21 protein-coding genes are annotated in these 24,706 nt (G+C 44.8%); 4 read left to right on the plus strand and 17 right to left on the minus strand.

Annotated elements, in window-relative coordinates; genetic code table 11:
• Positions 1-196: 196 nt before the first annotated feature.
• The gene (locus ONE56_RS07170) at positions 197-799 is read right to left on the minus strand and encodes a 2OG-Fe(II) oxygenase (RefSeq protein WP_423839569.1); all 603 of its coding nucleotides are present in this window, start codon (positions 797-799) and stop codon (positions 197-199) included.
• Between the two features lie 285 nt (positions 800-1,084).
• Here ONE56_RS07170 and ONE56_RS07175 point away from each other — a divergent pair, with 285 nt between their 5' ends.
• Positions 1,085-2,029 (plus strand): LysR family transcriptional regulator, encoded by a 945-nt coding sequence (locus ONE56_RS07175; protein ID WP_041154384.1) that lies wholly within the window; start codon positions 1,085-1,087, stop codon positions 2,027-2,029.
• A gap of 717 nt (positions 2,030-2,746) precedes the next feature.
• Positions 2,747-4,450 (plus strand): EAL domain-containing protein, encoded by a 1,704-nt coding sequence (locus ONE56_RS07180; protein ID WP_331437473.1) that lies wholly within the window; start codon positions 2,747-2,749, stop codon positions 4,448-4,450.
• A 257-nt stretch (positions 4,451-4,707) separates the two neighbouring features.
• On the opposite strand, the gene ONE56_RS07185 is transcribed toward ONE56_RS07180, so the two are convergent.
• The 16 genes from ONE56_RS07185 to urtA all read right to left on the minus strand — a co-directional run bounded on the left by ONE56_RS07185 (position 4,708) and on the right by urtA (position 19,764).
• Positions 4,708-5,181 (minus strand): response regulator, encoded by a 474-nt coding sequence (locus ONE56_RS07185; RefSeq protein ID WP_423839570.1) that lies wholly within the window; start codon positions 5,179-5,181, stop codon positions 4,708-4,710.
• Complete coding sequence (locus tag ONE56_RS07190) at positions 5,168-6,505, minus strand: ATP-binding protein (RefSeq protein ID WP_423839571.1); 1,338 nt, start codon at positions 6,503-6,505, stop codon at positions 5,168-5,170. Before ONE56_RS07190 ends, ONE56_RS07185 begins: the two co-directional genes overlap by 14 nt.
• Before the next feature lie 4 nt (positions 6,506-6,509).
• The gene (locus tag ONE56_RS07195) at positions 6,510-7,928 is read right to left on the minus strand and encodes an SLC13 family permease (protein WP_423839572.1); all 1,419 of its coding nucleotides are present in this window, start codon (positions 7,926-7,928) and stop codon (positions 6,510-6,512) included.
• A gap of 462 nt (positions 7,929-8,390) precedes the next feature.
• Positions 8,391-8,921: a HupE/UreJ family protein gene (locus tag ONE56_RS07200; RefSeq protein ID WP_423839573.1), complete on the minus strand. Its 531-nt coding sequence runs from the start codon at positions 8,919-8,921 to the stop codon at positions 8,391-8,393.
• 12 nt (positions 8,922-8,933) lie between these two features.
• Positions 8,934-9,575: an urease accessory protein UreG gene (gene ureG / locus ONE56_RS07205; protein ID WP_281052429.1), complete on the minus strand. Its 642-nt coding sequence runs from the start codon at positions 9,573-9,575 to the stop codon at positions 8,934-8,936.
• Positions 9,576-9,577: 2 nt separating this feature from the next.
• On the minus strand, positions 9,578-10,240 hold the full coding sequence (locus ONE56_RS07210; protein ID WP_423839574.1) for an urease accessory protein UreF: 663 nt from the start codon (positions 10,238-10,240) through the stop codon (positions 9,578-9,580).
• Positions 10,240-10,728, minus strand: a complete 489-nt coding sequence (gene ureE / locus ONE56_RS07215) for an urease accessory protein UreE (protein ID WP_041154390.1) — start codon at positions 10,726-10,728, stop codon at positions 10,240-10,242. The genes ONE56_RS07210 and ureE overlap by 1 nt, the downstream gene beginning before the upstream one ends.
• Before the next feature lie 25 nt (positions 10,729-10,753).
• Positions 10,754-12,460 carry an urease subunit alpha gene (gene ureC / locus ONE56_RS07220; protein WP_423839575.1) on the minus strand — a complete coding sequence of 569 codons (1,707 nt, stop codon included), beginning with the start codon at positions 12,458-12,460 and terminating at the stop codon, positions 10,754-10,756.
• Positions 12,461-12,534: 74 nt separating this feature from the next.
• On the minus strand, positions 12,535-12,840 hold the full coding sequence (locus ONE56_RS07225; RefSeq protein WP_281052427.1) for an urease subunit beta: 306 nt from the start codon (positions 12,838-12,840) through the stop codon (positions 12,535-12,537).
• A gap of 14 nt (positions 12,841-12,854) precedes the next feature.
• Positions 12,855-13,157 carry an urease subunit gamma gene (ureA, locus tag ONE56_RS07230; protein ID WP_041154393.1) on the minus strand — a complete coding sequence of 101 codons (303 nt, stop codon included), beginning with the start codon at positions 13,155-13,157 and terminating at the stop codon, positions 12,855-12,857.
• An 81-nt stretch (positions 13,158-13,238) separates the two neighbouring features.
• The gene (locus ONE56_RS07235; protein ID WP_041154394.1) at positions 13,239-14,096 is read right to left on the minus strand and encodes an urease accessory protein UreD; all 858 of its coding nucleotides are present in this window, start codon (positions 14,094-14,096) and stop codon (positions 13,239-13,241) included.
• A gap of 6 nt (positions 14,097-14,102) precedes the next feature.
• The gene (gene urtE, locus ONE56_RS07240; protein WP_041154395.1) at positions 14,103-14,798 is read right to left on the minus strand and encodes an urea ABC transporter ATP-binding subunit UrtE; all 696 of its coding nucleotides are present in this window, start codon (positions 14,796-14,798) and stop codon (positions 14,103-14,105) included.
• Complete coding sequence (gene urtD / locus ONE56_RS07245) at positions 14,795-15,631, minus strand: urea ABC transporter ATP-binding protein UrtD (RefSeq protein WP_041154396.1); 837 nt, start codon at positions 15,629-15,631, stop codon at positions 14,795-14,797. Before urtD ends, urtE begins: the two co-directional genes overlap by 4 nt.
• A complete protein-coding gene (gene urtC, locus ONE56_RS07250) occupies positions 15,628-16,713 on the minus strand; it encodes an urea ABC transporter permease subunit UrtC (RefSeq protein ID WP_041154397.1) in 1,086 nt (361 codons plus the stop codon). The genes urtD and urtC overlap by 4 nt, the downstream gene beginning before the upstream one ends.
• Positions 16,714-16,715: 2 nt before the next feature.
• On the minus strand, positions 16,716-18,362 hold the full coding sequence (gene urtB, locus ONE56_RS07255) for an urea ABC transporter permease subunit UrtB (protein ID WP_331437576.1): 1,647 nt from the start codon (positions 18,360-18,362) through the stop codon (positions 16,716-16,718).
• A gap of 184 nt (positions 18,363-18,546) precedes the next feature.
• A complete protein-coding gene (urtA, locus tag ONE56_RS07260) occupies positions 18,547-19,764 on the minus strand; it encodes an urea ABC transporter substrate-binding protein (RefSeq protein WP_245228348.1) in 1,218 nt (405 codons plus the stop codon).
• Between the two features lie 481 nt (positions 19,765-20,245).
• Here urtA and ONE56_RS07265 point away from each other — a divergent pair, with 481 nt between their 5' ends.
• Positions 20,246-23,566, plus strand: coding sequence for an ATP-binding protein (locus ONE56_RS07265; RefSeq protein WP_331437479.1), 3,321 nt, complete (start codon positions 20,246-20,248; stop codon positions 23,564-23,566).
• Positions 23,544-24,449 (plus strand): DNA-binding response regulator, encoded by a 906-nt coding sequence (locus ONE56_RS07270; protein ID WP_041154399.1) that lies wholly within the window; start codon positions 23,544-23,546, stop codon positions 24,447-24,449. Before ONE56_RS07265 ends, ONE56_RS07270 begins: the two co-directional genes overlap by 23 nt.
• Positions 24,450-24,706 lie beyond the last annotated feature (257 nt).

Here is a 24,706-nt window from a genome sequence, read left to right on the forward strand (position 1 = left end):
TTTACAACCAAATTAATTATTGTCAGCATCAAATTAGGCACGATTACCTCTATTTAATACCATATGTTTATTCGGGTGAATTTTGTAGGATCTTAATAGTAAGATCAAGCAAACTGTAAGGATAAAAAACCATAGGTGTAACGCATAGTTTACACTGACATATATCTCTTTAGAGTAGGAGCATTAGCCGGGAATTTTAGCTGGCAATGTCTAATACATTGTCTCGGACACCATTAATACGAAACCAACCCGCGACACTGTATCGCTCAGCATTTGTGGCAAGAACTTCATGCGGAAATTGTTCAGAGAGAAACACCAAAAGACGACCACCTTTAGGCGGCACCTTGGCAATCAGTTTATCCGCTAGATCATAAACGACCAGTTCACCCGCATCTTCTTCGTTCCACGCTTCATTAAGATAAAAAACTGTGGTTAAACGACGATTTTCATTGCCTTTAAAACTGTCAAGGTGCTTTTTATAGAAATCCCCTGCTTCGTATTTCGCAAAGTGCGCTTCATATTCAAACAAGCCCAAGAACAGATGACGGTTAACCTCATTACGGAGTTCTTCCATCTTGGTTAAGTAATCCTCAACCGGAGCGCCCATTTGTGGCGTCAACCACTGAATTTTATCACTTCGAATAGAAGCGATTCGAGTGGCATCTTCTTTTCGACCAATACGTGCTTTACTCCAATCCTCAGGGAGACATCCCCTTAAACGAGCAACGTCATTTTCAGATAAGAAATCATCCCAAATATAAAATCCATAAGTCGCTAGAGCGTCGATCAGTTCGTTCATCTTCTTTGTTTAATCGTTTGAGTTGGAGCGTTGGTATACGTAATCCAAGCCACTGCGGCAAATGCGATTTTTTGTCGCAACGACAAATGAACTGGTCGAGCTAACAAAACGTAAATATACGCGGTTAAGCGACAGTGACCACGTTAAATAATGCCGACTGAAATCAACAATTTATTTTGGTAATAACCGATTAATAAAGGTTTATATCCTATATAATTCTGATACTTGAGTATAATGCCATGTTACTGATATGATTAAACAAACAAAAATAACACCAAGTTAAACATGGACTACCTCGCCCTGTCGCGCATTAGCCTCAAGCACCTCACGGTGCTACATATACTACTGACTACCCATAGTGTCACCCAAGCGGCTGAGTGCCTTTGTGTTACTCCCTCAAGTGTGAGTAAAACACTCAGCCAATTACGTGATCTACTTAAAGATGAGCTATTTTATCGTGATGGTTCGCATTTGGTTCCGACACCCTATGCTCTGTATATTGGCCCATCCGTACACGGCATTCTTTCAAGTACTCATGGACTTTTGCATAAGGGTGAATTTAATCCCGCGTATTATCAAAATAGCTTCGCATTAGCCATGCGTGAGAGTTCATTTGAATTGTTTGCACCGATACTGCACCAGCTCTCTCTGCAACTAGGAAATCAAGCTCATATCAATGTGTACGCAAAAGAAGAAATGAGTTTTGAAGCATTGTTAAGGGGACAAATCGACTTGTTACTACTTCCACACGATCTAAGTCAGCCCCCAACCCAGAACAAGGACCTCGTATGGCAAACCATATTTAAAGATGAAATGGTCTGCTTGATGAGTGAGTCAAACCCATTAGCTGAGAGTCAGCTTTCTTTAGAAAAATATCTCTGCGCCCGCCATATAGGAATACACGATAAAGATCTTGCAAAACCATACTTCGAACAACACTTGAAGCAAAAACAACTTAAAAGAAACATTGCCATGCGTGTGGCAGATTTTGGTGCAGCAGCAGTAATGTGTCAGCAGTCTAACTATCTGTTTACTTGTTCTAAACTTTGGGCAAATCGTGCATTGCAAGCACAAGGGTTGGTACAGCGTGAACTGCCATTTGATTATGGAGAAGTGGCTTATAGCCTGATCTGGAGCCGATCAAGCTTAAATGACCCGGCATTACGATGGCTACAAGAACAATTAATCTCAGCTTGTGAAGTCATTGAATACAAAAATCAAATGTCGTAGATCTTGCTGATCATTATCAGTAATTGACTTGATGAGTTATAAGGATTTAGTGGCAAATAGAGAACGTACAAGCAAACGCTAAACATGAGCGTTATAGAAGTAAAATGCTTCCCCACTGGATACCACAGGTGTCAAAACCGTAATGTCTATGTATCAAATCGAGCCGAAAGTGTCAGTAAGCCATTTGTTTTTATTTGTACCAAAATGACACTTTATAATGCTCGCAATGGGGGCATTTCTTTAAGCCAAACAACGTTGTTCACGATTCGGAACAGTGTCGAATAAATGCATCAGATGACGAATTAAAAAATTGACGTTAACCATCTGAACTAGAATGGATTTTAGCGACAACATTAAGTAACAACTACTGAAAAAATCAACACGTCACTTTTCCAAACTGGAAATTAGCAACTGATAACTTAAACACTTCCAGTTTGACCCGCCAGTAACGACAAACAATAAAAATATCGCTAAACATTATTTCTCGTTTGCCGACACACTGAGCATGGAAATGTTATCTATTGATTAATTGATATATACATTGATGATGAGGTACTCTAAACCTATTGGTCAAATCGCACGATAGTAGATCAACGTAAATGAACGCTTATGGCACAATTATGCACATCCACAAAACATTGGTAAGTTATCTAAACCTAAATGCACACTTGTGCTTATTACCGGCTGCGTTGTTAGGTGATGCAAGGAGCAAACGTCTTGAGTGATATTTTAGAACCGTTCGCTACCGAGCAAGATCACGACTTTCTAAAGCTAGTAGAAGAACGCTTCATACACATCTTTGATGTGTTTAGCCAAGGCCTGTTCTACATGGATGAACAAGGCGACATGGTATTTTATAACCAAGATTTTTACGGACAGTTTGGCCTTAGCACTGGCCAGATCACCGTTGAGCTATGGCTAAGCTTGGTCCATCCGCTAGATCGGGAGCGACTAGAAAAAAGCATAAAGAACCATATAGTGACGAATAACACTCGCGTCACAACCATTTACCGATTACGTAAACCGAGCGGTCAATATGTTTGGATCGAAGGCGTCGCGATGACCAAAGAAAGCTCACAGGGTCACTACATGGTCGGTAGCCACCGAGATATTTCTGAACGTAAGTTGATGGAAAGTTACATTCATCAAGCGGCATTTTATGACAGCAAGTCAGGTATGGCCAACCGTGCTCACCTTCTTCACGACATTCGTGATATCGTGATATCTAATGGTGCGGATGTTTCTATTTTCTACATTCAAATAGAAGACATTAAATCCTACCTCAATCACTACGGAAACGATTTGGTCGATGGCTTGGTCGACAATTTACTACAGGCGTTGAACCACCTGCCTTCCATCAAGAGTAAAGTCTATCGTGTTCATGATGATGATTTTGCACTGCTCATTAAAGGTGAATGCTCAGTAGACAAACTCCAATCTTATGCCAAAACGATAAAGCAGACTTACCATAAAGCCGTCACTCAAGAGGGACAATATTTAGGGAACTATATCAGTATTGGGATCTACCCTTGCATTGACCCTATCCAGTCAGAAGAAGAAATACTGCGAATTGCTGCCAGAACCTGTCAGTACGCGCACGAACAAAACGAAAACCGTATAGCAATATACAGCCAGTCTACACAGAAAGTCGTTGACCGTTATTTCTTTATTGAACAAGGCCTCAAACACGCTTTAGAGGCGAAAACGCTAAGCGTTAAATTTCAACCAATCGTCGATACGAAAGAGTCCACCGTTGTGAGCTTCGAATCTTTAGTTCGCTGGCGCAGTAAAGAATTTGGTGAAATATTTCCCGATGAGTTTATCCCTGTTGCAGAAAACAAAGGATTGATCGTGGAACTCGGCTATCAAGTATTTGCCAAAGCGTGTCAATTTATTAAACAATATCGTGACCGATATCAGAATGATGTTCGAGTTAACGTCAATGTTTCCGTACTTCAGCTACTGAATACTGAGTTCCCAACCAAGATTAAGGCGATGGCAGATGAAGCTGGCGTAAAACCTCAGTCTATTGTGTTAGAGCTGACTGAGACGTTTGTTCTGGATAACAATCAAGCGGCTATCGCACCATTAAACACTCTAAGCCAGCTCGGCTTTGCACTTTCTCTTGACGACTTTGGTTCCGGTTATAGCTCACTGAACTGCTTTTTCGATCTGCCGATGACACAAATTAAAATCGATAAAGTGATGGCATGGAAAACACTGACTAATCGTTCTTCGAAAGAGTACCTTAAATTTCTGATTAATATGTGTCACGAAAATAATATTGAAGTGGTTATCGAAGGCATTGAAGACGCAAGAATGCGAGACTTTTTTGCTGACATGGGTGTTGATTACTTACAAGGCTACTGGTTTTCAAAACCCTTATCCGTCGCGAGTGCTAGCCGCTATACGTTAAAATAATACCATTCTGGATAAGTAAATGGTCAAATTATCGCGCAGGACTTACTTTACAAGATGAGTCGCTTAGAGCAAGGCATAGATTACAGTAACTCGTTACTTTAATTACAGAATCTATAACGAAGCTATCAGCGATTTTAAACAGCTAGAGTGAGCAAGTACTTATCTTGAATAGTATAAAACCTTCTTGACCATAGCCGGCTCCCTGACTACCACCTGATTAGTAATACAATCAGGCTGATAGTGGGAGCTGTAAGTGATTAGCGCAAATTCTCTAAAACGACTCTTTGATCCAAGTATTGGTGATAATCAGTGTAATCCAACCCAACATCAAAAATATATTGAGTCGCGAGTTTTTTAATACATTCTACTAACTGATTTGCATCCCAAGGCTTTTCAAAATAACGATCAATGCCAGCAGAATTAATCGCCGCTATCGTATCTGAATGTGTTGCTTGACCAGTCAGTAGGACTTTTCGTGTTTGAACAAAACGGCTGTCTTGCGAAATATCGGTAAGTAATTCGACACCTGTCTTTCCCGGCATCACGTGATCAGAAATGACCACCGCAATTCGTTCACCATCTGCATCAAGCTCGTCCATAAGTTCGAGTACTTCATCTGCCGATTCACAGTCTTCAATATTGATCCACTGACTCAACGGTTCGAGATCGAGTAAAACTGCACTTAACACTTCTCGTTGGTCATCAACGCAAATTAAATTAAGCTTCTCCATGTACACCCTCTAACGGTAATTTGATTCTAAAAATCGTCTTATCACGGCTACTTTTCACCGCTATCGAGCCACCGTAACCCGCCACGATTCGCTTAACGATGGACAACCCCAAACCAAGACCAAATGATAACCCACCTTTTTTTGTCGAAAAATTTGGTTGAAAAATTTTACGCCGCGTCGCTTCATCAATTTCTGGACCATTGTTAGAAAACGTCACGAGAACTCTTCCTTTACTGATCCGTGTGTATATTTCAATTACAGGCGACTCAACATTCACCAGCGCATCACAAGCATTTTTTAATATGTTGACCCAAACCTGTGCTAATTCAGTCTGTGATCCGATAAAGGGGGGTAATTCCGCTGGGCTAAAACGAACCTTTACGCGCCTTAAGTCACTTTGTAATAACGCCAGTGCACCATTAATCGACTCGTTAATTTTTACCGCATCTTCACGGTCAATATCTGTTCTACCTAACTGTTTCACTGAGCGGACAATACCAACGGTATGTTTGGATGCGAGACGTAAATCGTGCAAATCTCGTCCCATTTGCCAATAACGGATTGCCTCTTGTGGTTTTTCTAGCCAATAGCTGCTCAGATAGTTGGTTGGCACCGCACGAGCCAAATCTCGCGCTAAACCTTTTGGCAAACTATAGTATTTTTCAAAATGCCGCCCTCTTGCTCTTACTTCTCTAGATGACACCTTCTGGCCATGAAGTAAACCAAAATCAAAAAACAAGCTCGCTTCTGGATGCACCTCTTCTAATAAAAGCATGATCACATGCTCTAGGCGCTCGGATTTACTACTCACGACACCAATCGCGTTGTTGAGCTCGTGCGCAATACCCGCCGCCAATTGACCCAATGTCGTCATTTGCTCTGCGGTATGTAGCTTTTGTACCGCTTTTTCTCTGGCAACTGATTCTTGCATGGCACGACGTTGGCGACGCGACAATTCATCCATCATCACGGGCATAAACTGCGTAGTCAGTGGACCGTATTTATCTTCGTCTACCGCAGGAGTGTCACGCTCTATCCAAGCAAGCTCTGCATCGGTTTGGGCGATAACCGTCGATGAGGCAATTCTAGTTCCCGAGAAAAAACTATGTACGCCGATAAACGCACCTTCAGAGGCAGAGAATACCTGAATGGGCTTTTTATCGTCTTCCGAATAATATCCCGCTAACTCACCAGATAAGACATAATAAAGTCGATCGTTGTAACCCGCTTGCTCAATCAGCACCGAACCACCCAAAACGGTTAATCGGCGTTCAATGTGATTAAAATAACGCTCTACTAATGCGTGCAGTTTATTTTCGTACATGGGGTTATCCAATATGCCCTACCGAATGTAGTATCCAAACCATTACAAAGCTTAATAACACCCCGATGATACCAAGCACCGCACCAATCCGAGCCATTTGACTGCTTTGCACATTGCCCGTCGCATGAGCAAGTGCGTTCGGAGGTGTACTGATCGGCAACGACATACCAAGCGAGGCAGCAAAAGTGACGACTAAAATCAGTGTCACTTCACCACCCAACGGTGTCAGTGACGTCATCGAAGTCCCTAGTGCAGCCATGATCGGCATCAGCAAGTTTGCCGTTGCGGTATGAGACATAAAATTCGCCATTAGCAAACATAAGAATGCAGCTCCAAATAAAACCACATACGGTGAAAATTGATCAAATGGAATACTGTGGACCATCAATTTGGCTAAACCGGTTTTATCCAAAGCCAAGCCTAATGCTATACCACCAGACACCAACCATAGAACATCCCAAGATATTCGCTTAAGATCTTCTTTATTAATTATGCCTGTTAATGAGAAAACCGCGACTGGGATTAACGCAACAGTATACGAATTCATGCCGTGCGCAGAGCCCATTAGCCACAAAATAATGGTGCCCGCAAACGTGATATAGACAACCATAGCCTTGGGCGTTTTTAAAAATTTACTTTTGATATTTAGGTCTATAGTAGTCTGCTCAGCTTTGTATAGGTATCCGATAAATGTCCAAGCAAGTGCCATCATAATGACCACAAACGGCACTCCAAACATCATCCACTCGCCGAAGGTGATGAGATTATCCCCGACTAAATACTTCAGTGCGATTGCGTTGGGAGGTGTACCAATTGGGGTACCGATTCCACCGATGTTCGCTGCGACCGGAATACATAGCGCAAACGCAATACGACCCGGATCTTTAGGTCCGAACACTGCGATAACAGGAGTCAAAATAGACAACATCATCGCGGTAGTTGCCGTGTTAGACATAAACATAGAAAAAATCGCAGTAATCAACATCAACCCCAACATAACGAACTTGGGGTTTTGCCCAAATGGTTTTAGTAACACACGCGCTAAGTTGACATCTAAACGGTATTTCGTTGCTGCCATGGCTAGAAAGAACCCACCCAAGAACAACATGATTATTGGACTGGCAAACGTTGCCATGATCTCATGATATTTTAAAAGTTCACCAAAATGAGGTTGCCCTTCTTGCCCTCGAAAAAGGACAATACTCTTATCAGAAACCAGTAATAGCTCCAGAACGATAATTACCACTGACGTCGCATAAATTGGGATCGGTTCAAACACCCAGCATAGAGCGGCAAGTAAAAATATCGCGACAACCCGTTGTTGTAAGATTGTAATGCCATCAAACGGGAACGCGGATAAAGGCATTAGCCAAATAAGTAACGGGATGACCGTTGGGATGATGTATTTAAGATAAGGGCGCATAGTACAACTACTCTTCCTGAGATTCATTCATTAGGAGTGTCACTAGCCATCTCTCACATCACGCTGTCTTTTATTTGCCGTTCAATCTAACCGCATAAACTGGAGCGATAAAAACCTGAGCTTATCCAGGGTGAAAAGACATAACGTGTCAGTTAGTGACTCCGATAGGAAATTATGCGCATTGTTTAAAAACAAAGAGTTGGTTTTAGATCAATGAACGCGGATTCACATGCAAAAACATTTCACGAATGTGTTCGAGCTCACTAAATGAACACTGTAGACAAGGTAACCACTGTCTGTACGTTATCTACTCAGAGGTATTGATTAAACGTAGACTTCACTTGGGCGGAGGAATTGACAATATTGGGAGAGCTTGAGAATAAAAAATGCCGACAAGCGTCGGCATTATAGAAAGAATGGCTAATTGGTAGATCATGTTAGTGATGTTGGACGTTAAGTCACTTATTGGCTCGCCATGCGTGCTTTAAGTTGCGCTGCCTGACGTGCTATTACATACGTCGCACTAATAACCAAAGCGCTAGCAAGCATTACACCTAAACCAAACTGACCTGCCGAACCATGAGCTTCCGCCCCCTGAACCAAACCATGCGATACGCTAAATAAAATAATAGCCACAGCTGCCACTAAGCTCTTTGCTCCACCTTTCTTTAACGCGATGAGCGCAAGAGGCAAACCGATGAGAGAGCTCACCACGAGCGCTTCAACAGATGTTGCGCCCGCCCATTCCAAACCAATCGCATAGCCGCCTGCAATGGCAGCCATAATGACGGCTGAAATTTGACTTGCACGTCGTAACGCAAAGGCTGAGAGAAACAAACCAATGAGAGCAAGAGCGATGAGATGATCCCAGCCAGTTAACGGGTGAAGGAAGCCTTCAGAAAAACTGGCTTCCATGTGGTGGCCAGTATGGGCAAAACTGCTGGCACTGACGAATGCTAAACTTGTGCTGAATCCTTTGATTAATCCTTTCATTTTCACTATTCCTTATGCTTCTGTCACTTCAATTTTTACGTCACGCTTTGCCAGCATGCCGCGCTCAACAATAAAATCGATCACTTCTTGTAATCCATCGCCACGAATCAAATTAGTAAATACAAATGGTTTTTCACCGCGCATTTTCTTGGCGTCGCGATCCATGACTTCAAGTGAGGCATTCACCATAGGAGCCAGATCCGTTTTGTTGATGATCAAAAGGTCCGACTTTGTAATACCTGGCCCCCCTTTACGAGGGATTTTGTCTCCGGCACACACATCGATGACATAGAGAGTCAAATCTGAAAGCTCTGGGCTAAACGTTGCACTGAGGTTATCGCCACCACTTTCAACCAAAACAAACTCTAGATTTTCATGACGCTCTTGCAGTTCATCAATCGCCGCCAAGTTCATCGACGCATCTTCACGAATTGCCGTATGTGGGCAGCCACCCGTTTCTACCCCCATAATACGATCGGACTCTAGTGCTTCGTTGCGTAAAAGGAATTCGGCATCTTCTTTGGTGTATATATCGTTGGTAACGACCGCAAGATCATAATGCTGACGCATGGCTAAACATAACTGACGCAACAGTGCCGTTTTCCCTGAACCAACCGGGCCACCGACACCAATTCGCAAACATTGTGTACTCATCGTTAACTCCTAAATAATCTTGAATATTGGGTTTCGTGCCATGCGCAGGCCATGGCAAAGTTAGGTAGCGTTAGACCGATAGACTCATCCTCTACCTTTAACCCTGTGTTAATCGCTTTTTCTATTTGTGGCATCATTGCAATCAGAACCCGCTGAGCCGATGTTTGTCCTAGCGGTACGGTTTTACATGCCACGGTAATTTGGTTTTCGAGCCATGACCACAGCCATCCTGTCGCCGCTTGCTCTAAAGAAACGCCAAAGTGCTGACACGCTTTTGCAAACAACGGCAGATACGTCATCTGCTTTGCTTGCGTGGGCAGTTCCACATTCAAACTGACCAACAAACGATACAGCGTTTGTCCTAGTTTTTGCTCTTCCATCACGAGTTCAGCCGTTTCTCGGTTTGCCAGTAATACGGCCTGCCAGTGCTCTAGGGCAGCAATGTCGTTTTGTTGCCAAGCCTTATAGCAACGAACAAGTAGAGGCAATTCTAAGTTAGCTTGAGCGTGATTAAGAATCGGCTCTAGCCAGGTCTGCAATGTTGACTCGTCACGTACCCATTCTAAATCCACCGCCGTTTCTAACCCTTGGCTATATGCAAAGGCACCAATGGGTAGGCTTGGGCTGCTGAGGTGCAAAAGAGAGAGTAATGACTGAATATTCATCAGTGGCTGTGCTCCCCATGACTGTGGTGATGCTCATCATGCGAATGGCCATGACTGTGGCCCCCGCCGTGGTAAGCCCCAGATTCTGGGTTGAACATCGCTTGATGTTGCTGACACTCCAAACCAAACAGTTCAACCATTTCTTGCAAAACATGATCGGGTTGGAATCGTAACCATCGCTCACCAATTTCCATCGGTACGTGTCGATTGCCCATGTGATAGCAAGCCTTGGCGAAAGTCAGCCAATCTTTCGCTTCTGCGGTGACGACCTCTTCTTCTTGCGCTTCGACTCGGAATACCTTGCCACATTCGGTAAACAAACAGTCGCCATTTTTCAGTACGTCACCACGAGGTAAGAACACCCCCACATCTAAGCCCGTTTTACTCGATACGCGAAAGCGTCCGCGCTGACGCATTTCATAAGGCAGCACGATAGCGTCATCAATCTCACCGTGATGATGGTCCGAACGGCTAATCACTCGAAACATAGTTCTTTCCTTCTAAACTGAGCAGTTAAAACAACGTATAACGCTGTGCTAGGGGAAGTTCGGTTGCTGGGTCGCACGTCAGCAATTCACCGTCTGCACGAACTTCATAAGTCTGTGGATCTACAGTTACCGTAGGCATGTAATCGTTCAACACCATGTCTCGCTTGGTAACGCTGCGACAATTTTTACAAGCCACAAGTTCACGGTGTAAGCCTAATTTTTCCTTTAGCCCATTTTCCGTTGCAGCCTTGCTGGTAAATGTCACTGACGTCGCAGAGGCAGCTCGACCAAAGCCACCAAACATATAGCGATAATGGACTGGCTGAGGGGTCGGAATAGAAGCGTTAGCATCGCCCATTGGAGCAGCAGCAATAAAACCGCCTTTAATGATCAACGATGGTTTAATGCCAAAAAACGCGGGTTTCCATAAAACGATGTCAGCCAGTTTTCCAACTTCAATTGAGCCGACGGTATGGTCCACACCATGGGCAATGGCCGGATTAATGGTGTATTTCGCGATGTAACGTTTCGCTCGGAAGTTGTCCGCTTGAATCTCTTTGTCTTGTTCCAAGTATCCGCGCTGAACTTTCATTTTGTGGGCAGTTTGCCAAGTACGGGTAATCACTTCGCCAACTCGTCCCATGGCTTGTGAATCAGACGCAATCATTGAAAATGCACCGAGGTCATGAAGGATATCTTCAGCCGCAATGGTTTCTTTTCGAATGCGGGAATCGGCAAACGCGACATCTTCTGGAATATTCGGGTCAAGGTGATGACAGACCATCAACATATCCAAATGTTCATCAACCGTATTCACCGTGTACGGACGTGTAGGGTTGGTCGATGACGGCAATACGTTCGGGTGACCGCACGCGACAATAATATCCGGTGCGTGGCCACCACCCGCTCCTTCAGTGTGATAGGTATGAATGGTGCGACCTTTGAAAGCAGCAAGCGTGTCTTCAACAAAACCCGATTCATTCAATGTGTCGGTATGAATTGCGACCTGAACATCGTATTTTTCTGCCACCGATAAACAATTGTCGATAGAAGCTGGTGTCGTGCCCCAATCTTCATGCAACTTTAACCCACAAACGCCTGCTTCAATTTGTTCAGCGATCGGCTCTGGCAAGCTGGCGTTACCTTTGCCTAAAAATCCAAAGTTCATCGGCATTTGGTCAGTGCTTAGCAGCATTTTTGCCATGTTCCAAGCCCCAGGAGTACAGGTGGTCGCATTGGTGCCGGTTGCCGGACCAGTACCACCACCTATCATGGTTGTCGTGCCAGCCATTAACGCTTCTTCTATTTGTTGCGGACAAATAAAGTGGATGTGTGCATCAATTGCGCCTGCTGTGACAATGTGTCCCTCTCCAGCGATAACTTCTGTACTGGCACCGATATTAATCGTTACGTCAGGTTGGATGTCTTTGTTACCGGCTTTCCCGATAGCAACAATATTGCCATCTTTAATCCCAATGTCTGCTTTCACGATCCCCCAATGATCGAGAATCAACGCATTAGTGATCACACAATCAACCACATCTGCGCGACATAGTTGCCCTTGTCCCATCCCATCGCGGATGACTTTACCTCCGCCAAATTTCACTTCATCGCCATACACGGTGTAATCTTCTTCAACCTGTATAAACAGCTCGGTGTCCGCGAGACGAACCTTATCGCCAACGGTTGGTCCGTACATATCGGCATAGGCTTGACGAGATAGTTCTGCCATTATTGTTCTCCCTAACCCTTATTTTTTAACGCGTTTCTTTAACCCGTTCTATTAATCCATTGGGTGAATAGTTCTTAAACCTTACCCATCACTTCACCGCGGAAGCCATACACCGTTTTTGAACCGTCAATTTCAACCAATTCGATATTACGTGTCTGGCCAGGTTCAAAACGAACTGCCGTCCCTGCAGCAATATTTAGACGCATGCCTTTGGCTTTCTCTCGTTCAAAATCCAGTGCCGGATTAGTTTCAAAAAAGTGGTAATGACTCCCTACTTGGATTGGACGATCACCGTGGTTGATCACCGCTAATTGTTCAGTTCGACGCCCTTTGTTCAACTCAATAGGGATATCGCTTAATATGTATTCACCAGGGTTCATGATGCCTCCTACTCCTATTGAATTGGGTTATGGACGGTAACGAGTTTGGTTCCATCGGGGAAAGTAGCTTCGACTTGCACTTCCTCCAACAACTCCGGTATACCCTCCATCACGTCGTCTTTTGTCAGAAGCGTTCTCCCATCACTCATCAACTGCGCGACGCTTTTTCCGTCACGCGCACCTTCCATAATCGCAGCGGATATGTAGGCTGATGCCTCTGGGTAGTTAAGTTTGACGCCACGTGCAAGTCTGCGTTCTGCGACTAAGGCGGCGGTAAACAGCAGTAACTTGTCCTTGTCTCTTGGAGATAGTTCCATCAGTAAATCCTCTACATTATGAGTGACATTGTCACTTATTTTTTGTATCTCTAATCGTTATATGCCGCGCAAACAATGTCACTAGGTGTTCCAGATTCGTGGTGCACTGGCTTGTCTTTGCATCAGTTGTGGACGAATTATTGCCCAACAAGTACGTAACTGGTGTTGTGCTTGCTCACTGCAATCACCCAGATAACGCACCAGTAAAACATTGAGTCGATAAGTGATACTGAGCGTCCCTTGTGTGTCCGCCGAAAAGTGGTCGCGTAACGCTTCGACCATCGAAGCCGCATCATCCAGGCCAACCACCGTCAACATGCCAGACACTAGGTGTCCATTGAACCCACTAACGGCGGTAAGTAATGGATCGTCCGCTGCTAAGTATTGGCGCTCAAGCAACAATGGCTTACCGTCCTGATAGATCGACAAACGCTGTTCAACACTGCCTTGAGTAAAGGGCAAGTGACTCTTCGGTCGACCTAAACAAAACACATCCATACCGACAAATTTTGCACTTCCGTGTAGGTTAACGCTGGTGGTTAACTTGCCATGTGCGCCATTAAAAACGATGGTTTCCATTGGCAACCACTCACAAGAGGCATTATCGACTTCGATATCCACATGCTGCTTTTGCTCGATATTGTGGCTATCTGCCTTATAAATTTTGCCCGCTGAAGGTGTCGTGACCAGTGCATGACTACCACTTTGGCAATGAATCTGAATGCTCAAATCATCACCGGATACCAATCCACCTGGTGGATGCAGTAGGTAAACGTGGCAAACGTCTTGCTCTGGATAGAACGGCCTTTGAACGCGCAGCGGACCTTGAAACTCCATCCGTTTCATTTGTGTTCTGTCACCCGACTTGCTAAACCCCAATGCCAAATAAGCGGGCCAATGACGTTTAGTTTGAGTCGACATATTAAAGACACTGTTCATAACACATCACACCGTGAGATATTTCTTAACCAATTCGTCGTTTAGAGCGTCCATGTCGCCCATCGCAACCTGTCGACCACGGTCAATAATGCAAAAGTTATCTGCCACTTTGCGGGCGAAAGGCAGTTTCTGCTCGACGAGTAACACCGTGAGGCCGATTTCTTTGTTCAGTCGACGAATAATGTCGCCGATTTCCGCTACGACATTCGGCTGGATCCCTTCCGTTGGTTCATCCAAAATCAGTAGTTTGGGGTTAATCACCAAAGCACGCCCAATAGCCAACTGCTGTTGTTGTCCACCCGATAAATCCCCGCCTCTACGGTGCAGCATCTCTTTCAACACAGGGAAAAGTTCGTATATAAAATCAGGCACTTGCTTCGCGCCATCACCTCGCATTGGCAATCCAATGCGCAAATTCTCTTCGACGGTGAGTAATGGAAAAATTTGCCGCCCTTGCGGTACATAACCGATACCAATCGGTGCGCGTTTCTCCGCTGCCAATTTGGTAATGTCTTGGCCAAGGAAGTTAATTTCACCACTTTTGGTCGGCAACAATCCCATAATGCATTGCAACAACGTGGTTTTTCCGACCCCATTTCGTCCCATAAGTACCGTGCACTTTCCTTCAGGAATATGCATATCGAGATCCCACAACGTGTGGCTCTGACCATAAAATTGGTTTAGTCCTTTAATCTCAATCATGCTTCTTCTCCAAGGTAGACTTCCACAACTTTCGGGTTGCTTTGCACTTTATCCATAGTGCCTTCAGCCAACACACTGCCTTGGTGAAGCACCGTGACATCACGGGCAACCGAACGGACAAAGTCCATATCGTGCTCAACCAGCACAATGGTGCGTTCACCCGCTAAAGAGGTAAGCAGTTCACCGGTTCGGTCCATTTCTTGGTGGGTCATACCCGCAACTGGCTCATCGACCAAAAGCAACTTCGGGTTCTGCATAAGCAGCATGCCGATTTCTAACCACTGCTTTTGTCCGTGGGACAAAGCGCCTGCCAATAGACTGCGATTCTCGTATAAACCGATTTGTTTCAATACGTGATCAATGTGATCCACTTGGCTTGGCGTCAGCGTAGCAAAGAGACTCGACAGCACCGTTTTAGGGCCCGCCATGGCCAATTCCAAGTTGTGAAAGACTGATTGAGATTCGAACACAGTCGGCTTTTGAAACTTACGGCCGATACCAGCTTGTGCAATCTCTGGCTCACTCATGTCGAGCAAGTTAATGTTTTGACCAAACCAGGCCGTGCCGCTATCAGGGCGCGTTTTACCAGTAATAATATCCATCATGGTGGTTTTTCCCGCACCATTTGGACCAATAATGCATCGTAACTCGCCTTCTTTGATATACAGGTTTAAGTCATTAATCGCTTTAAAGCCGTCAAACGCAACGCTGATTCCTTCTAGATACAACAAGCAGCCATGTCCCACGTTAAGCATCGGATTCACTTGTGGCATCATAAAGTCATAGACTTGGTCACGATCAGTCAGTGCTTTTACATATTTAAGGACGCTCATGATTGCACCTCTTTACGTTTGATAAGCCCAGTTACTCCTTTTGGAAGGAACAACGTCACAAGGACAAACATCGCCCCCAAACTAAACAGCCATACTTCAGGCAGTGCTGCGGTCAGGTAGGTTTTGGCATAATTAACAGCAAGCGCTCCGACTACGGCTCCGTATAAGGTTGCACGACCGCCTAGCGCCACCCATACCACTAGCTCTATAGAATTCAGAGGTGAAAACTCAGAGGGGTTGATAATGCCAACTTGAGGGACATATAACGCCCCAGCAATACCGGCAAGCACGGCAGAAAATGTGAAGATAGCCAGCTTGACGTATTCGACTTTGTAACCAGTAAAACGAGTTCGTGCTTCTGCGTCTCGCACCGCCATTGCAACGCGGCCTAGACGACTGACGACAATAAAGCGACATGCCAAATAGCCTAAACCCAAAGCAATGCCGGACAACATGAACAGAGTCAGTCGGGTCGAGTCTGCTTGGAGGTCAAACCCCAAGATGTCCTTAAAGTCAGTGAGTCCATTGTTACCGCCAAAGCCCATTTCGTTACGGAAAAATGCAAGTAGTAAGGCATAAGTCAGCGCTTGAGTAATAATCGATAGATACACCCCAGTAACACGAGAGCGAAACGCAAACCAACCAAATACGAATGCAAGTATTCCAGGAGCAAGCACGACCATCAGCATCGCAAACCAGAACTGGTCAAAACCGTGCCAAAACCAAGGCAACTCTTGCCAGTTAAGGAAAACCATAAAATCCGGTAACTCTGCGTTACCATACACACCACGGTCTCCAATCTGGCGCATTAAATACATCCCCATGGCATAACCACCGAGTGCAAAAAATGCGGCATGACCCAGGCTTAAAATCCCTAAATAGCCCCACACTAAATCCACGGCAACGGCCAATAATGCATAAGTGAGGTATTTACCCATGAGCGTGATTGTGTAGGTGGACATGTGCAATGCCGAGCCTTCGGCAAAGAACAAGTTCATTGATGGAATGACACACAGCGCGGCACCCAAAACAATCAAAAACAGCAGTGTAGAACGATCGAACAATTTTGATTGAAGATCCATGATTAACCCTCCGCCGAGCGACCCTTCTGAGGGAACAAGCCTCGGGGTTTCTTCTGAATAAAGAGAATGATGAATACCAGTACTAGGATTTTCGCCAGAACGGCACCAGCCCAAGGTTCCATCACTTTGTTAGCAATACCAAGCGACATACCTGCCACCAAAGTCCCCCACAAATTACCGACACCACCAAACACCACGACCATAAAAGAGTCGATAATGTACGCTTGCCCTAGGTTAGGACCGACGTTAGTTAATTGGCTGAGTGCTACACCCGCAATGCCTGCAATACCAGAGCCTAAGCCGAACGTCATAGCATCAACCCATTCGGATTTCACACCCATTGAACGTGCCATACTGCGGTTTTGAGACACAGCACGAACTTCAATACCGAGTCGGGTATAACGTAATACAGCGAACAACATGGCAAAGACGATTAAGCAGAAAATAATGATGTAGAAACGGTTAAGCGTCAGACTCAGTAGTGGGTTAATTTCAATGACACCTTGCATCCATTCTGGGGTAGAAACAGAACGGTTCAGAGGTGAGAAGATGGTACGCACGGCTTGTTGAAGCACCAAACTGATACCAAATGTCGCCAATAAAGTTTCCAATGGACGTCCGTACAAGTGACGAATTACAGTCCGTTCAATTAAAACCCCGACAGCACCGGACACCAAAAATGCCACAGGTATTGAAACAATAATCGACCAACCAATATGATTTGGCATCAGCGTTTGAATGACATACGTCGTGTACGCACCCAGCATGATCAGTTCGCCATGGGCCATGTTGATGATGCCCATAACACCAAAGGTAATCGCCAAACCAATCGCTGCCAACACAAGAACAGAACCCAGACTTAGGCCAAAAAATAACGTTTCCCCAAACTGCGCCATACTGACGCGCTGCTCTATTAACCCAAGCGCTTTATTTGTTGCTTCGGTTAACGTTTGGTTTGGCTCAGTGGACAAAAACTGAGTGAGCGCATTACGAGCCGTTGGTTGATAGCTGTCACCCAGAGTTGCAATAGCGGCCAACTGTTCATCTTGTGTACTGCTGTGTTCCAGTTGATAAATCGCCAACGCGGTGTCCAATACTTGCTGTACGTCCGAATCGGTTTCTGTACTCCGCGCCTTTTGCAACATCGCGTAACTTTGAGCGTCAAGCTCACCCATCAGTTGGGTAACGGCATCAATTCTCTTATGTTCATCAGGATGGCGAATATTAAGTGCCGCCAACTGAAGCTTGATCTCCCCACGGAGTTGGTTGTTAATGCCCACTTTTTTGACTGAGCGGCGTTTTACTTGTTGTGCTGGTGTCGATTCTGCGGCGAAAAGTGGAGTGACTAAATATTTGGAGCCTTGTTTCTCGACGATTTTGACCAGCTGCTTGGAATCTTTATCAAAGTAAATGTCGCCCGCTAATAGTAAATTTAAAACGTCAACTGCACGCTCATCACCACTATCACCAATGTTTGCGACAGCGATGCTGACTTGATCATAATCTCGGGTGGTGAGTCGTTGCAGTTCACTCTCGAAATTAGTAGCAGAAGCGAAGGTTTGAGCCGTTAAGAATATGCTAGAGAGTGCAACGAAAATACCAAGGCCACCTTTAGAAAGACAACCAAACAAACGGCTAAATCGTTGCATAACAAATGCATGAAATATCATTTGAGAGCCTCTGTTAAGTAGAATACGCATCTCAGAGAGAATGAGTAAAATGTAAGTCCAATTGGATGACAGCGTTACTGTCAACTTAGTGAGTACATATCAAGTAACGCTGAAATAAACATGAAGAACTGGACTCTATGACAGGAGTCGTTCTAAAAACCCGTTAGTAGTTTTGACCAGAACATTTGCCTGTTTTGATGTTGTAGTTACCGCATGACAACGGTTGACGCCAATCAGAGATAAGGTCTTTTGAGCCTGGTAAGAAATCCGACCATGCATCACCAGCAACTAGGCCAGACGTTTGCCATACGGTTTCAAATTGACCATCATCCTGAATCTCGCCCAACAGTACTGGCTTAGTGATGTGGTGGTTAGGCATCATTGCTGAGTAACCACCAGTCAAGTTTGGTACCGTCACCCCGATCAAGGCATCACCGACCACAGAAGGATCCGTTGTACCGGCTTTCTTCACGGCCTCTACCCACATATTGAATCCGATATAATGCGCTTCCATTGGGTCATTGGTGACACGTTCATCGTCTTTAATGAATTTATGCCACTGCTCAATGAACTCGTCGTTCGCGTCAGATTCAACGCTCATGAAGTAGTTCCAAGCTGCCAAGTGGCCAACCAACGAAGACGTATCCATACCAGAAAGTTCTTCTTCACCTACGGAGAATGCAACGACAGGGATATCGCTGGCAGAAATGCCTTGGTTACCCAACTCTTTGTAGAACGGAACATTTGCATCGCCGTTGATGGTTGATACCACAGCGGTTTTCTTACCTGCGGAACCAAACTTTTTGATATCTGACACAATGGACTGCCAATCAGAGTGACCAAACGGTGTGTAGTTGATCATGATGTCAGCATCCGTCACGCCCTTCTCTTTTAAGTACGCTTCGAGAATTTTATTAGTCGTGCGCGGGTAAACGTAGTCGGTTCCAGCCAGCACCCAACGCTTAACACCTTGCTCTAACAAGTAGTCAACGGCTGGAATAGCTTGCTGGTTTGGCGCAGCGCCGGTGTAAAAAACATTTTTAGACGATTCTTCACCCTCATATTGCACTGGGTAGAAAAGTAAGCTGTCGAGCTCTTCAAAAACGGGCAATACCGATTTACGGGATACTGATGTCCAACAGCCAAAGACCGCATCCACTTTATCTTTCGAGATCAGCTCGCGCGCTTTTTCAGCAAACATTGGCCAGTTAGATGCTGGGTCGACAACGACCGCTTCAAGTTTCTTACCTAACAAGCCACCTTTTTTGTTCTGCTCATCAATCAGCATTAACATAGTGTCTTTAAGAGTGGTTTCGCTGATTGCCATCGTGCCGGATAGTGAGTGCAGAACACCAACTTTAATGGTGTCTTCATCTGCCATTACGTATCCACTAAACAGTGACGCTGCTAGTACTGAAGTCGCTAAGAAATTCCGTTTCATTCGTCTTCTTCCTTAAAGTAAATTTGCAAAAAATTAAAACGTTGTAAATCTGGTTCATTCAATGCCCTTGAAGACATGACGATAACCAAGTGATTGAAATCGTGATGTCGGAATGAACGAGGTTCAGTATCAGCCAGATTGAATCATTTGAATATGCGCAGTTAGCGCAGCAAAACTACGCACAATTACGCATGGAGAGATGTAATAAAAAGAGCTATATTTGTAGGGCACAGGATGTGCGTAACATAGTTTGAAAATAGCGGATATGCCTGCCACCTGTATGACATCACGTTATACGTCACTTGAAGGCAAGTAGTACTGTATATCTCAAGGAAAGAGAGTTATTAACACACAACAAGTTCCCATCACTCGACGTCGATACAATAAACTGGTTGGTAACGAGTTACTGGAAGATTTCGCGTTGCGATTTACGGCAAAGCGCGCACGTAAATGGTCAGCGAGTTGGATTGCGAATACTGCGTTAGGCATTGTGTCGTTTTTAGTCCTTGAAGCGCTTGGTGGCACCATCACACTCAACTACGGAGTTACCAATTCGCTTTGGGCGATTTTAGCCGTAGCGCTAGTGGTAATTTTTTCCGGTATTCCTATCTGCTACTACGCCGCCAAACACGGCGTTGACATTGATTTGCTCAGTCGTGGGGCTGGGTTTGGCTATATCGGCTCAACGATCGTCTCTTTGATTTACGCGTCGTTTACCTTTATTTTTTTCGCCTTAGAAGCCTCCATCATGTCGATGGCTATCGAGCTTCTGTTTGGCATTCCCATTGCCATTGCTTATGTGATCAGTGCGGTCATCGTCATTCCACTCGTCGTATTGGGGATTACCAATATCGGCCGCTTTCAAATGTGGTCCCAACCGATTTGGCTAGCCTTACAGATCACCCCTCTTATCTATTTATTTACCCATCAAGACGCTAACATCAGTGAATGGTTGAGCTATGCGGGTGTCAATGATGCAAGTACCGATTTCAATTGGTTACTATTTGGCTCAGCCTCAGCCGTTCTCCTGTCTGTGGTTGCACAAATAGGTGAACAAGTCGACTTTTTACGTTTCCTGCCCGAGAAAGAAAAGTGCGGCAAACTCAAATGGTGGAGTGCAATGCTACTTGGTGGTCCTGGCTGGATGATTTTTGGCTCAATGAAGCTCGTGCTTGGGAGTTTTCTCGCTTGGTTTGCCATTAGCCAAGGCGTGTTACCCAATCTCGCAGCCGACCCTGCTCACATGTACTTTAATGTGTTTACTTTTACGACCGATAACACCCAACTGGCATTATTGGCCGCCGGCTTATTCGTGATTATTTCTCAGTTGAAAATCAACGTTGCCAACGCCTACGCCGGCTCACTCGCTTGGTCTAACTTTTTCTCTCGCCTGACTCACCACCACCCAGGTCGCGTTGTCTGGGTTGTGTTTAATGTCTTTATCGCATTACTGTTGATGGAGCTTGGCGTCTATCAACTGCTTGAAAAAACCTTACAGATCTATTCTGTACTCGTTCTTGCGTGGGTTGGCTCCGTTGTCGCAGATTTAGTTGTGAACAAACCTCTAGGGCTAAGTCCTAAAACCATCGAGTTTAAACGCTCAAAACTGTATGACATTAATCCGGTTGGTGTCGGCTCTATGTTGATTGCATCGGTGGTTGGAATTACGGCTCATCTCAATTTTTATGGTGAGATGATCAACGCTTTCGCATCCTATATAGCATTTGCATTACCATTTATTACGGCTCCGCTCATTGCACTACTTACTCGCAGTCGCTATTACCTGGTTGAAAATAACGTGATCGTAACCAGCTCAGAAGAAACCCATCAGTGCACGGTTTGCGAGCTGACGTTTGAAAAAGAAGACATGGCGCTCTGCCCCGCTTACGGTGGCCATATTTGCTCACTGTGCTGCTCACTTGATGTCCGCTGTCATGACCAATGCCGGCCACAAGCGACGTTTAGTGCACAAGTAAAAGACTTACTTTCACCCTATTTGCCAGCCAACTGGGTAAACAGTGTGTCTTCTACTCTGGCGCAGTTTGTCGTCGTGATGCTTATCGTGACCGTCGCAATGGGCTGTATTCTTACATTGGCGTATTCACAAATTCCCGGGCTTGAACAAGCAGACATGGATGTAATTTCTGGAGGCTTAATCAAATCGTTCGCGTTATTGTTGATTCCCATTGGTGTCATCAGCTGGTTGCTGGTCTTAGCTCGAACAAGCAGCAGAACCGCGTTAATGGAGTTACAATCACACACAACATTGTTGACCACAGAAATCAACGCACACCAGAAAACCTCTCTCGCATTGGAGCAAGCCAAACGCTCTGCGGAAACCGCAAACAATGCAAAAAGTCGGTATTTGGCGAGCTTAAGTCATGAGTTGAGGACACCGCTTAACATCCTACTCGGCTACGCACAGCTATTGCGTACAGATCAAACATCTAATCAACAAACCCGCGATTATGCTGACGTGTTAAAACGTAACGGTAAACATCTTTCCGATATGATTGAGGGCCTACTAGAAATCTCTAAAATTGAAGCAGGAAGATTAGAGTTACATCGTGATGAGTTCTCCCTAACCGCCCTGCTCGACCAACTCGTTGATATGTTCTCGATGCAAGCAAAACGCAAAGGACTTGAGTTTGAATACGAAGTGTCTGGCTATCTACCCAAGTTTGTTGCTGCAGATAAACAACGCTTGCGCCAAATCTTGATCAACCTGCTAGGCAATGCGGTAAAATATACCGAGCAAGGCAAAATCACCTTCAAAGTTCGTTATCGTAATCAAGTGGTTCACTTCAGTGTTCAGGACACGGGTATTGGTTTATCTGAACAGGATTTGGAGCTGATTTTCAAACCCTTTGAACGAATAAAGAACCAAAAAACGATGGCAATCAATGGCTCTGGACTGGGGCTCACTATCTCAAACGCCCTAGCGGAACTGATGGGCGGAGAAATATCCTGCACCAGCCAAGTCAATTACGGCAGTGCCTTTGTGTTGAAGTTGATGCTTCCTGAAGTCCTAGAAGGTACGGTTGAGCCTGAGGTATTGGATGACACTATTATTGGCTACTCTGGAAAACGTCAGACCATCTTAGTGGTGGACGATATCGACGATCAACGACAATTAATTGCTCGCATTCTTCAACCATTGGGTTTTAAAGTGCTCACTGCAGAAAACGCACCGCAAGCCTTAAAAATGGTCAAAACACATCATATTGATTTGTTCTTACTTGATATCTTTATGCCACAAATGAATGGCTGGCAATTAGCCATTCAGCTAAGAAAAGAGCATTACCGACAACCGATTATGATGCTTTCAGCTAACATACAAGAACTGGAAATACACAACCAACTTGCCCGTTATCATAATGACTATTTAACAAAGCCAGTTTCGGTTCCGATGTTGCTTGCTAAATTGTATCGTCTACTGGATATCGAATGGCTCTATGAAGAAGAAGTCGCACCGGAAGAGAAAAACCCAGAGGCTCTAGATGACCCAGAGGCAGCGCAAACCAATCCGACTCCGAGCTACCAACAATTAGTACGTATGCGGGAGTACGCCGAAATTGGTTTTTTGTCAGCAGTAAGCAATGAGCTAGAAACCATGATTCAAATGCACGCCGCGAGTGATGATTGGTTGTCTGAACTAAAACAAAATCTACAAGAATGTAATTTTAACAATATTATCGCGCAAATAGATGGACTGATAAATGAGCATTATAACAACCAATAACATCATCGTATTAGTCGTCGATGACTCACCTGAATCACTTGGGATGTTAAATGCGACGCTAAATCAAGCAGGGCTCACCGTACTTGTCGCGACGAGCGGGTTTCAGGCACTTACCATCATCGAAAAAGTACAACCAGATGTTATCTTACTAGATGCCATCATGCCTGAAATGGACGGGTTTGATACTTGTGTCAAACTTAAGGAATCCCTCCCTTCAACACCGATTATTTTTATGACCGGATTGAATGACTCCAAACATGTCATACAAGGATTTGAATCTGGCGGCACAGATTACATCACTAAACCCGTCGTTCCTGACGAAGTGTTGGCTCGAATTAAGGTGCACAGTCAGTCTGCTCGTCTTGCAAAGTCGGCTCAAGCAGCCCTGGACTATGCAGGACAATACATATTCTGTGTCTCCAATAACGGAAATCTGGAATGGGCAACGCCCCATGCTCAGGAGCTGTTGTGCGACCTAGGTGATGATTTGTCTGAAACCTGGCAAAAAATCCAGCAAGATATCGCCATTTGGCTAATGCAATCTCCCGCGGACTCTTCGTTGCCATTAACTCAGTTTACCCCGAGCTTAGAAGCAAGCTACGCTGGGGACTACAATGGCATTCACTCGCTTGTCCGGATTTCTACCCCAAAACAAAATGGTTCAGAGAAAGATCTGCAAACGCATTTGGGTCTAACAAAACGCGAATCTCAGGTGCTGTATTGGCTCTCTTTTGCTAAAACGAACTGGGAAATCGCCCAGATATTAGAGATGAGCCCACGCACTGTGCATAAGCATCTTGAGCAGGTATACAAAAAACTGGACGTCGATAATCGTACAGCTGCTGCAAGCATATCGATCAGAATTTTAGAGCGGGCAAGCTAGGCTTATGGTATCGCTAGCTTGAACTAGAAGTCGATGAAGGCAGAGAAAGGTACTGTCGGTGGACATTAATCTTAGAACTATGACACTAAAGTTTGGAACTGTGACATTAAAGTTCGAGGCATTTTACGTAGTTTGCTTTTTGCTATAACAAGGTTTGCCCCTTTCCTTCTCAGTGCGAAAATTCACAAGTTGTGATTGTACGCTTGCCTTACTTTTAGTTATCCAAGGGAGTGTTGAAGTAAGCTTTTTTAAAAATT

Source organism: Vibrio mytili (assembly GCF_049563345.1).
GTDB lineage: Bacteria > Pseudomonadota > Gammaproteobacteria > Enterobacterales > Vibrionaceae > Vibrio > Vibrio mytili.